The following is a 14,565-nucleotide window of genomic DNA, read 5'->3' on the forward strand; positions in this document are numbered from 1 at the left end:
TATATGGATATGCGTTTTATTAACAAAGAACTCAGTTGGCTAAGCTTTAATCATCGCGTTTTACAAGAGGCTGAAGATAGTAGCGTGCCTCTTATTGAACGAGCGCGTTTTCTAGGGATTTATGCCAATAACTTAGATGAGTTTTACAAAGTTCGCATTGCTGAAATTAAACGTCATATCCTTATCGAATCAGAACGAAATAAAGGTGATAATGCTCAACTGCTTTTGGCTCGACTGCAACAGAAAATAGACCAACAAAATGAACGCTTTACTGCGGCTTATGATCACATTATTCACGCACTACAAAAGCAACATATTCATCTCAATGGTATCGAGTCCTTAGCGGGTTACCAGCGAGCATGGCTCCAGCAATATTTTAGCCAGAATATATTGCCTCATCTCACACCTCAGTTGCTTAGCGTCCATAGTCAGTTTCATAATCATGGTAGTTATTTGGCTGTGATTATCGAGCAAGAAGATAAACACATTTATGCCCTGGTTGATATCCCAACTCAACTTGATGTTTTTATTAAAATACCGACTCACCACGCAACCCATCACCATCTGATTTTTTTAGATGAGGTAATTCGATTTTATCTGACAAAACTGTTTCAACCGCTATTTTCCTATCGTCAGCTTCACTGTTACGCCATTACAATTACCCGCGATAGCCAATTAGATTGGAGCTTAGATGAAGAGCAATCAGTGTTAGACAAACTCTCGCTAAGTTTAACCCAACGATTATCCGCACCAACGGTTCGTTTAGTCTATCAAGACAATATGCCAGACGCTCTGTTACAGTATTTATGTCAACTGCTCAATATTGATGATCCTTTAAGCCTTCAACCGACGGGTAATTTTCATAACGATAAATGGCTGATGCAGTTTCCATCTATTGGCAATGATCATCTTGTTCATCCTAAACTGCCACCATTAATAAGCACTCAGCTAGCTAAAAATCCCAATCCATTTTTAGCGATATCGGCTCACGATGTCTTACTTTATTATCCTTATCACGATTTTCTGCCACTGACCGAGTTAATCCGTTTAGCGGCCTTTGATCCCTTAGTTCATAGCATCAAAATCAATATTTACCGTTTAGCCTCACAATCTCGTATTGTTCGCTCTCTGATTCAAGCAGCCAAAAACGGCAAACAAGTTACGGTTATCGTGGAGTTACAAGCTCGATTTGATGAAGAAGCCAATTTATCTTGGGCCAAACAATTACAACAAGCAGGGGTTCACGTTTTATTTGGGGTTCCGGGATTAAAAATACACTCAAAACTGTGCTTAATTACACGCTCAGAACATGGGAAATGGGCTCGTTATGCTCATATTGGGACCGGAAATTTTAACGAAGACAGTGCTCAGGTTTACACTGATTTTTCTCTATTAACAGCAGATAAAAAGTTAACAAAAGAAGTTCGAGATGTCTTTCGCTATATTGCTAATCCTTACTATGATTGTCAGTTTGAACATCTGCTTGTCTCCCCACGAAATATGCGACAAAAGCTCTATCATCTGATCAAACAAGAGCGAAAAGCCGTTAAGCAAGGACATATCGGAAAAATTGTATTAAAGCTGAATAACCTAACTGATGAAGGCTTAATCGAAAAGCTGTATCAAGCCAGCCAAGATGGGGTGGAGATTACCTTGATTATTCGAGGTATGTGCAGCTTACAAACCGAAGATGATAGTTTGAGTAAAAATATTCGCGTTATCAGTATTGTTGATCGCTTTCTCGAACATTCTCGAGTGATGATTTTTCACAATCAAGGACAACCTGATGTGTATATCTCATCGGCAGACTGGATGACTCGAAATGTAGATCGTCGAATCGAAGTCGGATGTCCTATTTATGATCCGCAACTTAAACAAACTATTATTGATATAATGGCACTGCATCTGCAAGATTCCGTAAAAGCACGAGTTATCGATGCAAAGCAGTCTAATCAATATCGCCAGCGAGTAACAACGGGCAAAAAAGTTCGGTCACAACTGGCAATTTACCGTTATCTAAAACGACAAGAAAAGCGTTTGGGGAGACAGCATGAACAGTGAATACAAAGCACCTCGCGAGATTGCTGCCATCGATCTGGGTTCAAACAGTTTTCACATGGTTGTTGCTCGTATTATCGGTAATAGCTTACAAATTATCAGTCGACATAAACAACGGGTTCGTTTAGCTTCTGGCTTAGATAGTCATAACAACCTCAACCAAACGGTTATGCAACAAGGGCTTCAGTGCTTGGCCATGTTTGCCGAACGGTTACAAGATTTTCCTCAAGCCGATGTCAGAATCGCAGCAACCTATACTTTGCGCCAGGCTAAAAATGCCCATATTTTTCTAAAACGTGCCGAGCATTATTTACCTTATCCTATTGAGATAATTCCAGGAACAGAAGAAGCTCGATTAATTTACCTTGGCGTGGCTCATACTCACGAATCGATGGCACAAAAGCTAGTCATTGATATTGGCGGTGGCAGTACTGAGCTGATTATTGGTGCTGGATTTACACCACAGCTTCTTTATAGCAAACATATGGGGTGCGTCAGCTATAGCCAACGTTTCTTTGCTGATGGAAAACTAAATAAACGCAACTTCCATCAAGCTCAGTTAGCTGCCAAGCAAAAACTAGAAAGTATCGCCGAACAATACAAAGCCTTAGGATGGCAATTTGCTCTGGGTTCATCAGGTACTATCAAAGCAATACGTGAAGTATTAGACGCCCAAAACCCAGCGCTCGATGAAGGTGACATTACTTTAGCGAAACTGAATCAGCTTATTGAGCAGATGATAAAGTGTAAAAAAATAACCCAATTGGATTTACCTGGATTAAGTGCTGATCGCCAACCGGTTTTCGCGGCAGGTGTTGCTATCCTCTCGGCCATTTTTCAAGAATTGAATATTGCCACACTGTCCTTTTCCAGTGGCGCATTGCGTGAAGGATTACTCTATGAAATGGAATCGCGCTTTCGCCAACAAGATATTCGAACACGAACGGCAAAAGCCTTAGCGAAGCAATATCATGTTGATGTCCACCAGGCGACTCGAGTAAAAGAGACGGCGCTGTATTTATATCGTCAGTTAACACCATCAGAAGATAACAACAGTGAGCTAACGTCACTACTCAATTGGGCTGCATTACTTCATGAAGTCGGGTTAAGCATTAGCTATCCGGGCTTTCATCGCCATTCTAGCTACTTATTGCGTTATTCCACCATGCCTGGCTTTAACCTTGAGCAACAAACCTTACTTGCCACGTTAGCCCGTTTTCAACGAAAAAGCCTTAAACTGACCGAGATGGCAGAGCTCTCACTGTATAGCCGCAAACAAATCTATCCAATGATCCGAGCTTTACGCCTTGCTGTGATCTTTAATGGTCAGCGACGTGGATTACCTCATCCAACTATCCACCTCAAAGCCAACCAGCAACATTGGCATCTGACTTTGCCTTCTGAATGGCTTAAAGAAAATCAACTGCTAGAAGCCGACTTAATACGTGAGCAAGCCTACTGGCACAAAGTTAATTGGCAGCTGAGTTATGCCCAAGACCTAACTTAATCAGGTCTTGTTCCACAACGGATTGTGGCACCGGAACATAGCCATCTTTTTGCACTATCTGCTGGCCATCTTGTGAGAGAACAAAACGAAAGAACTCTTGCACAATAGGCGCTAATGGCTTGTTTGGTTTCTTATTGACGTAAACATACAAGTAACGAGCAAGGGGATAGTGACCTGATACTGAGTTATCAATGGTCGCTTCTACATATTCGTTGCCTTCTCGGGCGATGGGAATAGCACGAATACCCGTTGTTTTGTAACCAATCCCCGAATAACCAATTCCGTTAAGAGAGGTAGATACCGATTGTGCAACCGATGCAGAACCTGGTTGCTCATTGACGTTACTGCGAAAATCTCCTCGACATAACGCACGTTTTTTAAAATAACCGTAAGTTCCTGATACTGAGTTTCTGCCAAATAGCTGAATTGGGCGATGTTGCCAACTACCCGTTAGGCCCAGTTGCCCCCAACGTGTAATAGTCTCTACAGCACCACACTGATACGTTCGAGAGTAGATCGCATCGAGCTGTTTAAAGTTTAGCCCTTTTAAAGGATTATCTTCATGTACAAACACGGCTAATGTATCAATGGCAACTCGGATTTCAGTGGGTGGGTAGCCATATTCGTGCTCAAATGCTTCAATCTCTTTGGTTTTCATCTGACGACTCATCGGCCCAAGCTGAGCTGTTGCTTCCGTTAGTGCCGTCGGTGCCGTTGATGACCCCGCCGTTTGAATTTGAATATGAACATTCGGATAGCGGCGCTTAAACTCTTCAGCCCAATAGGTCATTAGATTTGCCAAAGTATCTGAGCCCGACGATGATAAATTGCCCGAAATACCACTGACTCGATGATAGTGAGGTAACAGTAACGTCAAAGCTTCATTAGTCGTGCTTGGTTGGTTAGCCGTTCGATTCTCACTGCTATAACTGCCTAATTGAGCGCTTTGAACATCAAGCGGAGAAGTCGTCAAATTTTGGGTAAAAGCTGCCGAGCAATACCCCAAGATACCGATTGCCACTATTTGACTGAACCGCCATCCCCTTTTCATTACGCAACCTCAGCTTGTGCGACTAAACGGTTTGGCAGCACAAAAGAGAACGTACTCCCTACGCCAACTTCACTTGCAATATCTAAGTGAGTATCGTGGTGACTTAAGGCGTGTTTAACAATGGCTAAGCCCAGTCCACTTCCCCCTGTTTCACGAGATCGCGCTTTATCAACACGATAGAAACGCTCAGTTAAACGATGAATATGCTGTGGGGCGATCCCTTCACCACTGTCAGTCACTTCTAATTTAGCGCCAGTTTTTGTGTTATACCAACGCACCGTAATAGCGGCATTTTCAGGAGTATGTTTTACCGCATTGTACACAAGGTTCGAAATTGCACTGCGCAACTGATCTTCATCGCCATGGACTTTCAAAGATCGGTCAATCTCAAAATGAATCTGTTGATTTTTATCGCCACTAAGTGATTGCGCTTCTTTCTCTAATAGATCCAGCATCTTTGGCACATCAACCACTTCTTCCAAATCAATCGTTGGTGCCGCTTCAATTTTAGATAGAGTAAGCAGTTGCTCCACTAATGCATTCATCCGTGATAACTGCTCGGTCATGACACCATGAGCTCGTGTCCACATCGGCCCAACTAACATATCAGGATCGCTCGACATCTCTAGATATCCTTGCAGAACCGTCATCGGAGTACGCAATTCATGAGAAACATTGGCAAAGAAGTTACGACGCATGCCTTCAAGTTGTTTGAGTTGAGAAACGTCACGAACCACCATCAAATATTCGCCTTCCGTATAGCGTACAATACGCAGTTCCAACGTACGGTCGTAGTTCATTGGGGATGTGATTTCAATAGGATGTTCAAACTGCTGATGGGCCAAATAACGGCCAAAGTCGGGGCTGCGTAGCAAATTGTTGATCGGTTGACCTGCATCATCGGGCCAACGAAAACCTAATAAGTTTTGCGCTAATTTGTTACACCAAACGATATTACCTTCACTGCGAAACACTACAACCGCATCGGGTAGAGATTCGGCACCATTACGGAAACGGCGAATCAATGTGGCTAACTCACGACGACGACGACGATTACGCTGCTGCAAACGATAGATACCATTAAACAGTGGTTCCCAACTGCCAGTACTGGTTGGTGGGGTTAGGCTACGCTCATTCCACAACCAATTAGACATTTTTAATTGATTATGAAAGTGCCAAATAAGTTGAATCCAAGTGGCAATCAGTAAAAACCACGGTAAATAACCAAAGATCATACCCAGTACAATCCATGGCAAATAAAACAGAACCAGTTCCCACACCAGTTTTTTCCATGACAGTCTTTCGACCATGTTCCACTCCCGTAACAACGTTCTGCTTCGTTGCTACTTTTATACCACTTTTTTGATACAGCAAAGCTGCAAACCTGAGCTTGCAGCTTTATGTCGTTCGTTCTTTAATGATTGCATTAAGTGCGAGTTGAAAAACGATAACCTGCGCCACGAACCGTCTGAATTAATTTTTCATGACCACTGGCTTCAAGGGCTTTGCGTAAACGTCGAATATGAACATCAACAGTGCGATCTTCAACATAAACGTTAGTTCCCCAAATGTTATTGAGTAACTGCTCTCGACTGTAAACACGCTCTTGATGCGTCATAAAGAAATGCAGCATCTTAAACTCAGTAGGCCCCATATCTAACGGTTCATCATTGGATGTCACACGATGAGAAACAGGATCTAATTTCAAGCCTTGCACATCAATAGTATCGTCTAATGCGGTAGGCGATACTCGACGCATCACCGCTTTTAAACGAGCCATTAATTCTTTAGGAGAAAAAGGTTTTGTAATGTAATCATCAGCCCCAACTTCAAGGCCACGAACTTTATCTTCTTCTTCCCCACGAGCGGTCAACATAACAACCGGGATCTGACGAGTTAACTCATCACGTTTAAGATGTTTAATTAGATTAATGCCCGAGCCACCAGGTAACATCCAATCCATTAGAATTAGCTCCGGATAAGGTTCGCATATTTTTTCTAGAGCACTGTCGTAATCTTCAGCTTCAATCGGTTGATAGCCTTTTTGCTCTAGCACAAAACACAACATCTCACGAATCGGTGCTTCGTCTTCTACTACAAGAATCCGTCTTACCATAATCAAATTTACCTAGTCGTTTCTGTCTCTGTCGAGCGTCATTATGTGGGGTAATTATGACACTTTTGTGACTAAGTGCGATAAAAAACTCACTGTTCACTAGCTATCTTATTGCCTATTACGATAAATATATTGACTCGATCACCTTTCATTGGCGAATCAATAAAGAAAACGGGCTAGTGACAAAATAATTCACTAACCCGCTGTAATTTATGAACCACATTTACCATAACTACATGATAAAACGTATGTGATAAAGATCCCTTTCATTAGCCCTTTATTTCAATACGACTGCGGCCACCACCTTGTGCTTCCACGGCGACCTGCACCCCAATACGTTCCACCAGCGTACCAACGTGAGAAATTACCCCAATTTGACGACCATCAGCTTGTAATGCATCCAAACAAGCCAAAGCCATCTCTAAACTATCTGGGTCAAGCGTACCAAAACCTTCATCAATAAAGAGTGATCCTAATTGGCGTGTATCAGCCGCGAGTGAGGCTAACGCTAAAGCCAACGACAGTGATACTAAGAAACTTTCACCACCAGATAGTGATTCCACACTGCGCACTTCATCACCCATATCATGGTCGATCACCTGCAAGGCTAATGGGCTGCCCGGTACAGGTTGTAATGCATAACGAGGCGCAAGTTCATACAAGTGCTCATTGGCATTAATCACCAACTGTTGCAGGGTTAATCCTTGAGCTAATGTACGGAATTTATTACCCGTTGCAGAACCAATTAAATCGCTCATTTCCATCCATAACTCAGTTTGAGTCTGTTGGGTCGCTAAAGCAGTGCGAAGGTCGCCGGCTTGTTTTTCCGCTTGTACACCCTGCTCTAAACGCTGACGTAATTGGAATACCTGATCATCAAGTTGCGCTTTTTCTGTCTGCCACTGGGTGAATAATTGCTGTTGCGCTGAAGTATCATCACCGATGTTATGTTCATTAAACCACTGCGTTGCCAAATCAATCGTTGGCTGATAATCCAATTGGGCTTGCTGCCTTTCTTTAACTATGGTTTCACCTTGAGATACCGCTTGCTCTAGCTGTTTAAGTTCACTGCGCTCTTGCTGTAACCAAGCATCGTCTTTGCTTAGCAGTTCGGTTAGTTCAGCCTCGGTTAATGCCAATTTCTCTAACCACGTTTGCCATACTTGGCTCAGCTTTTGTTGTGTGAGTTCTGATTCAGCTAACTGTTGGGTTGCGTTCTGCTGTTTCGTCAGCTCGGCGGCAATCACTTCTGCTAGTTGATTTAATTGTGTTTGTCGTTGTTGGCATTGTTGCAGCTGCGTATCAATATCGGCTTTGGCTGAGCGTTCAATTGTATCTAATGGTTGTTCACCAATCAGTTCAATACGCTGTTGCCAACAAGCCTGCCGATCCTTAACAAGACGAGTTACTTTCGCGGTGATCTCATTGATTTGCTGCTCACCGTTTTGCACGCTATTAGTTAAAGTTGCAAGCACTGGCGCAAGCTCAGTCAGTTGTTTTTCAAGTCGCAGCTGTTGTTCAACATTGGCTTGATACTGCTGAATTTGCAGTTCTAAATCAGCAATAAAGCCTGCGGTTCCTTGCTGTGCTAATGCATTTAACCAGATGTCATTGCCATAGATAGCCATTAACGCTTGCTGTCGTTCCGCTACCACGTTTTGCAAGTTATTTACTTGAGTAGTAAAGGCATTCAACTGTTCTTGTGCTTGAGTTTGCTGCTGGGTTAACAGATAACCGTGCTCTTTCTGCTCAGCTTCTTGCTCAGTTAACTGCTGCAAGTGATGCTGCTGTTTTTTCACCTCTTCAATGAGAACTTTACGCTGCTCACCCTGCGCTTTAATCTGCTGCATTTGTGCTTGTGCACCATCTAAAGCTTGCGACCAATTTGCTTGATAGTGAGAAAGTTGAGCTAAATCGCTATCGGTCGCTAGAGCAATTTCCGCTAAAGTGATGGCATCTAAATCCACGGCCATTAAATCAGTCCAGTGGCTTTGCTGCTGATCCACTAATCCTTGAATGGTGTTATTTAACCCTAAAATCTCTTGCTCAAGTTCGATTTGACGTTGCTTATCTTGGGCAATTGATTGAGTTAACTGATGCTGCTCAGTATGAGCCTCTTGTCGTTGTTGTGCTAATTGCTGTAATCGCAGTTGTTGCTGGTTAATAATGCTGTCAACTTGCGGATTATGCTGCTGATAAGGATGCTCTGCTGCCCCACATAATGGACACGGCTCCCCTTCTACAAGCTGCTCTCGATAGTCCGTTAAGCTCATAACTGCACGGCTTTGGTTTAGCTGAAATTCAACCTCTTTAAGCTGCACGTCGAGCTTTAATAACTCAGGAGCCAATATCGCTAAACGTTGCTCACTACTGGCAATGCTATTGACTAAACCCTGTTGCTGCAGCTGAAATTTATCACGCTGTTGCAATAAGCCATGCCATTTATCAAGGCCAAATAAGCTCTCTTTTAACTTGCTGCTTAATTGCTGATATGCCGCATAATGTTGGCGTTCTTGATCTTGTAATTGCTCTAGTGCAGTCAAATCATGCTTAGTTATTTGCTCTGTTAATTGCTGCTTTTTCTGAGCCAATACCGCAAGCTGCTTATCCAGCTGGCTCAGTTGCTCAGTCACTGTTGCCAGAGTTGTTTCTCGCTGCTTGATATCCGCTTGCAACTGGTTAATCTGGTTTTGTGCTTGTTGGTACTGACTGATGTTATCTTTAATTGCATTCTGCTGCTCTGCTAAAGCTTTTACGCCTTGAGCTTGCATCAGTGCTGTAGTTACTTGTTGTAGCTGTGATTGGGCTGTTTGCTGCTGTTGTTGGTGGTTTACCAATTGATCGCGCTGTGCCGTAAGCTCTTTATTTAAGCTAGCTAATTGCTGTTGTAGCTCTAAGCTTTGTTGCTGCAGACCATCACGCTTTTGTTCAATACTGGCTGCTTGTTTTAATTTGGGTTCAAGTTCTCTGAATGCCTGCTGCTTTTGTGTCAATTGCTGCTGGCTTTGCTCTACCTGAATTTGCCATTGCCCTTGTTGCTGCTGTTTTGCTGTTAATTCAGCCGTTGTCGATTGCAGTATCTGTTGCCACTTAATTACTTGTTGTTGAGCTTGCGATAATAGGGTGAAATCACCACGTGCAGGTAATGCTTGTTCATACTGATTTAGTTGACGATAACGCGGCTCAGCCAATTGTTGCGCTTGCTTAGCTTGTTCTAACTGCTGCTCACTTTCACCGACACGATGAGTCAGTTTTTCTGCGTTAACTAATACATCTTGGTGCTGTTTAAGGAGCTCAAGCTTTTGTTGCTGATGACTGACTTGCTCACGAGCTGTCGCTAATTGCGCATTTAACGCTTCGCGCTCTTCGTCGGTAAGTAAGGCAATATCACCCAACTTACCTTGAAGCTGAGTTAACTTGAGTTTTTCGTCTTTAGCGCGTTCATGGGCAGCAATGGATAAACGCCCGTAAATTTCACCGCCTGTCATACGCTCTAATAGTGCCGCACGCTCGTCAGCTCCAGCTTTAAGGAATGCAGCAAACTCACCTTGAGGCAACATAACTGCACGACGAAACTGATCGAAGCTCAAGCCAATCAGGTTTTCAATTTCCGCTTGCAACTCTTGCTTTTTGCCTGCAAAACGTTGCCCGGTTTCAATGTTTTCTAACCATTGTTCCGCCGCTTGAATTTTGCCTTCAGCTCGACCGCGAGCACGACGAACATGCCAGTGCGCGCGCCAATAAGAGCCATCGTTAGCAACAAAATCGACTTCCGCAAAACCTTCACCTTTACCCCGAGACAAAATACTGCGCACATCATTGGCTTTAATGCGATTATCGTCATCATCGCGGCCAATCTCTGCATCGTTCTTTTTGTTAGATTGCAAACGAGGAATACGGTCAAATAACGCCAAACAGATTGCATCAAGTAACGTCGATTTACCCGCACCTGTTTTACCTGTTATTGCAAATAAGCCAGCATCACCTAAGCGACCACCAGCAAAATCAATCTCAAATTGGCTTTGTAAACTCGCTAAATTTTCGCCGCGAAGCGCAAGGATTTTCATTGTTATTATCTCTCTTCGTCTTGTTCTTCAACTTGCGTTAATAGGGTTTCAAAAGCTTCAACCATAGCTTCTGTTGGCTCACCATCGAATTTTTTATTCCAACTAAGGGCAAACACCTGTTGCGGTGATACATCGGATAAACGGCGATGCTGCAAACTGTCTTGCTGCTCACGTTGATTGTAATGCGGGGTGATTTTAGCAAGACGTACCGCTTTCCCCTCTAAGGCTTGCAATACTTTTTCTCGCAATAAAGCTTGAGGCTTATCGAGCAGTACATGCACTTCTAAAAATGGCTGTTGCTCTCGTGGTAGCTCATCATCAGGCAAGGATTTTAATGCAGCTAATACTTCATCAAGGGGGGCTGGTTTGGCTGGCACTTTAAGCATATCGACGTTGCGAGGAATGTTAATTTCATCAATCGCTGTAACCTCATTGCCGTCTAATTCTACCGCTAGAATTTGGTGCTTATAATTACGCTCTGACATTGATAACGGAATTGGCGAGCCGCTATAACGCACATGCTCTTTCTTCGCGACTTTTTGTGCTAAGTGCAAATGCCCAAGCGCGACATAACTCATATCATCAGCAAAAATTGAGGCAGGTAGCGCATGTTGGTTACCCCCTAATACGCGACGTTCCGACATTTCAGATAATTGTCCTGATGCCATATAAGCGTGTCCCATACCGATCATTGCTTGTTCTGGCGTAAGCAATTTTCGGGCAGCTTGGGTCATTTCACCGTACAGTACTTCGACTCCTTTAATTAAGCGGTCGTCGTTTTCGTCTAGGTTATCAGTACGTAAATCAGCGCTACGTAAAAACGGTACAGCCAATACATAAGCGGCAATTTGTTGTTCTTTATTGGTAATAGGCACCAGCATCCGTTCAACATCTAGCGAGCCATCTTCTAAACGATGAATACCGCCTACCATATGCAAATCAAACGCTTTTAATAGTTCATGAGGCGCATCAAGCTTACTTGGCGAGTCGTGGTTCCCCCCTATCATCACTACATCTAAACTTGGTAGCGTTTTAGAGATTTTGGCAAGGAAGCGATAAAGCATGCGCCAACTGCTAGCTGGCGGATTGGCGGTATCAAAAATATCCCCTGCCACTAACAAAGCATCGGCTTGCTGAGTTTCAAGTTCGTCGGCTAACCAATCTAAGAACGCTTGATGTTCATATTCACGGTTATAGCCATGGAGTTGATGCCCTAAGTGCCAGTCGGAGGTATGGATAATTTTCATAATATAATGCGCAACCTAGCCAGAAATAATCTACCGATTGTACCGTGAGAAGCCCCAAACCACATCCGCTATTTCACAGCTAATACGGCTAGTACGAGAATTTATTTTTGATACATAAGTCAGAGGGTTAGCTTGAAAGGTGGAATGGTTGTATTGGTGGAGAAATGAAAAAGATCGCAGTAAAGCGATCTTTTGAATGTGTCTTCAATAATAGTTCTATTTACGTGTACTAGGATGATAAAGCCAAATACATCAGGTACTAACCTATCATACTGCGACCATTGACTATTACCAATCAGTAATAATTAATTGCAAAAACACGATATTGTTTTTATTTCTGAGAAAATTAATATATCTCCATCGAAGCACATTACTTAAAGCGAGCTAACCCTAAATCTTCAAAGCACGCATGTAATCACTACACCTTGCAACACGGCTGATGCGCAACTGTCGGCCTTTTTATTATAAGAAAATAAGGATAAATCCAATGACTACATTAACGGAAAAATCAGGCATCACTCTAATTAAAGCTGGCTCTTTTAAACTAAATGACCTAAGCAAACTACTCGAAGTTGAAGGCTTAAAAAGTGATATGGCTGAAGTTGCTGTTACCAATAATAGTGCGCCATTAACAATTGGTCACTTCACTATGTCTCCTGGGGTAGAGTTTGAATACTTTTATGATTCAGTAGAGTACAAGGTCGTAACCAAAGGTAAGATTGTAATGCGTGATACAGATGGCAACAAATACGTTGCAGAAGTCGGCGATGTTATTCTGTTCTCACCAGATGTTACTGTTATCTTCGATGCTGAAAGTGATGGTGAAGCGATCTACACGGCGCATCGCCAAGCTGCAGAAGACTTTGCTCCTGCTAAATAAGAGCCTTACTAGCTAATCCATTTAAAATCTTTGGACGACAATGGACTAAAAAACACGTCATTGTTATCAGAGATAAAGCCGCTTAATTGAAATGTCCACTCGATGAGGTCACTTCAATCCTTAGCGGCTTTTTTCTTTTTATACCATTTCACGATGATCCCCTATGATCACTCACTCTTAATGTTAATTTTAAATCCGTCCTTAGTAATTTTTCATGGTTGGGTTAAGATGTGCGCCCCAACTGTTTAACCCTAGGAAGTGTGACTGCCATGATGTGGTTTAAGAATTTACTGACTTACCGCTTTACCCGTGAAATTGATTTAAATGCAGACCAACTGGAAAAGCAGCTGGAAGAATTTCGTTTTACGCCTTGTGGTAGCCAAGACATTCAAAAGTTTGGCTGGGCACATGCGTTAGGCAAACACGGCGACATGTTTACCCATGTTTCTGGTGACAACATTTTGATCTGTGCGCGCAAAGAAGAAAAAATGCTGCCAGCATCGGTGATCAAAGAGTCACTAAACAACAAGATTGAAATGCAGGAAAAAGATCTTGGTCGTAAGCTGAAAAAGACTGAGAAAGATACTCTAAAAGATGAAATCGTAATGGATTTACTGCCTCGTGCATTTAGCCGTAAATCGCAAACTTACGCTCTGATTATGCCAAAGCTGGGTTTCATCATCGTTGACGCTGGTAGCTTCAAAAAAGCAGAAGACATGCTAGCACTACTACGTAAGTCCATCGGTAGTCTACCTGTAGTGCCTGTTGTGGCAGAAAAACCACTGGCGCTAACCATGACTGAATGGATTCGAAGCAACCAAGCACCACATGGTTTCACTATGGGTGAAGAGGCTGAATTTAAAGCCGTTGAAGAAGATGGCGGTGTTATCCGTTGTAAACAACAAGATCTAAACTGTGACGAAATTCTTGCTCACATTGAAGCGAACAAGGTTGTAACTAAACTGGCGATGAACTGGCAAGATCGTATCGACTTTGTTCTTGCTGATGATTTAACAGTAAAACGTCTGAAGTTCTCCGATGAGCTAAAAGATCAGAACGAAGACATTGATCGTGAAGATATCGCACAACGCATTGATGCAGATTTATCACTGATGGGTGGCGAGTTCTCGGCTTTCCTACCAAATCTATTCGAAGAAGTGGGCGGCCTAGAAAATAAAGGTTAATTCGATTTCTCGATAAAGAACAAATAAAAAGCGATCCGAAGATCGCTTTTTTTATTCAAAACTTTTAAGACGCAATTCCGTAGCATAACGAGTACTTGTATTTTCATCTCGGTCAAATAACTCAATAGGCTGAGGTTCATAATTATTAACCGGTAAAGCCTCAATTCGACGCTGCTCTGCATGTGCCATACCTGGAGACTCATCTCGATCATGGCGAGGATATGACTCAGGTTCACGCTGCACAGGAGTTATAGCTTCAATTCGTAACTGCTCACTGTAAAAGCTGCCATAACTCTGATCCCGATCTTTAGCCAACATGGCATAGCTTGATATTGGGATTAATAACAACAGTATAAAAGTAAACTTCATTGTCTTGCTCCAATAAAACATTCTAAATATTTATTAAAAACAATACATTTACCTTGTTAACTGTAGGAGTCGATCTCAATAACTGT

General features: G+C 42.6%; 10 protein-coding genes. 4 read left to right on the forward strand and 6 right to left on the reverse strand.

The window, feature by feature from the left end:
* Window positions 1-3: 3 nt before the first annotated feature.
* Together ppk1 and ppx are read left to right on the forward strand one after the other, a co-directional pair.
* A complete protein-coding gene (ppk1, locus tag CTN07_RS02735; protein ID WP_005300852.1) occupies window positions 4-2,061 on the forward strand; it encodes a polyphosphate kinase 1 in 2,058 nt (685 codons plus the stop codon).
* Window positions 2,051-3,565: an exopolyphosphatase gene (ppx, locus tag CTN07_RS02740; protein WP_005300855.1), complete on the forward strand. Its 1,515-nt coding sequence runs from the start codon at window positions 2,051-2,053 to the stop codon at window positions 3,563-3,565. The genes ppk1 and ppx overlap by 11 nt, the downstream gene beginning before the upstream one ends.
* On the opposite strand, the gene CTN07_RS02745 is transcribed toward ppx, so the two are convergent.
* The 5 genes from CTN07_RS02745 to CTN07_RS02765 all read right to left on the reverse strand — a co-directional run bounded on the left by CTN07_RS02745 (window position 3,528) and on the right by CTN07_RS02765 (window position 12,046).
* Window positions 3,528-4,616 carry a PstS family phosphate ABC transporter substrate-binding protein gene (locus CTN07_RS02745; protein WP_005300858.1) on the reverse strand — a complete coding sequence of 363 codons (1,089 nt, stop codon included), beginning with the start codon at window positions 4,614-4,616 and terminating at the stop codon, window positions 3,528-3,530. The genes ppx and CTN07_RS02745 overlap by 38 nt on opposite strands.
* Window positions 4,616-5,926, reverse strand: a complete 1,311-nt coding sequence (gene phoR / locus CTN07_RS02750) for a phosphate regulon sensor histidine kinase PhoR (protein ID WP_005300860.1) — start codon at window positions 5,924-5,926, stop codon at window positions 4,616-4,618. Before phoR ends, CTN07_RS02745 begins: the two co-directional genes overlap by 1 nt.
* A 116-nt stretch (window positions 5,927-6,042) precedes the next feature.
* The gene (phoB, locus tag CTN07_RS02755; protein ID WP_005300864.1) at window positions 6,043-6,732 is read right to left on the reverse strand and encodes a phosphate regulon transcriptional regulator PhoB; all 690 of its coding nucleotides are present in this window, start codon (window positions 6,730-6,732) and stop codon (window positions 6,043-6,045) included.
* Between the two features lie 269 nt (window positions 6,733-7,001).
* Complete coding sequence (locus CTN07_RS02760; RefSeq protein ID WP_005300867.1) at window positions 7,002-10,799, reverse strand: AAA family ATPase; 3,798 nt, start codon at window positions 10,797-10,799, stop codon at window positions 7,002-7,004.
* Between the two features lie 5 nt (window positions 10,800-10,804).
* The gene (locus CTN07_RS02765) at window positions 10,805-12,046 is read right to left on the reverse strand and encodes an exonuclease SbcCD subunit D C-terminal domain-containing protein (RefSeq protein WP_005300872.1); all 1,242 of its coding nucleotides are present in this window, start codon (window positions 12,044-12,046) and stop codon (window positions 10,805-10,807) included.
* 487 nt (window positions 12,047-12,533) lie between these two features.
* On the opposite strand from CTN07_RS02765, the gene CTN07_RS02770 reads away from it, so the two are divergent.
* Together CTN07_RS02770 and rdgC are read left to right on the forward strand one after the other, a co-directional pair.
* Entirely contained in the window at window positions 12,534-12,926 is a 393-nt protein-coding gene (locus CTN07_RS02770) for a EutQ-related cupin domain-containing protein (protein ID WP_005300875.1), read from the forward strand.
* Between the two features lie 272 nt (window positions 12,927-13,198).
* Complete coding sequence (rdgC, locus tag CTN07_RS02775; RefSeq protein ID WP_172460611.1) at window positions 13,199-14,110, forward strand: recombination-associated protein RdgC; 912 nt, start codon at window positions 13,199-13,201, stop codon at window positions 14,108-14,110.
* A gap of 51 nt (window positions 14,111-14,161) precedes the next feature.
* Here the strand turns inward: rdgC and CTN07_RS02780 are convergent, their stop codons facing one another.
* Window positions 14,162-14,479 (reverse strand): hypothetical protein, encoded by a 318-nt coding sequence (locus tag CTN07_RS02780; RefSeq protein ID WP_036764330.1) that lies wholly within the window; start codon window positions 14,477-14,479, stop codon window positions 14,162-14,164.
* Window positions 14,480-14,565: the final 86 nt, after the last annotated feature.

The sequence above is a fragment of the Photobacterium damselae genome, from assembly GCF_003026815.1.
GTDB lineage: Bacteria > Pseudomonadota > Gammaproteobacteria > Enterobacterales > Vibrionaceae > Photobacterium > Photobacterium damselae.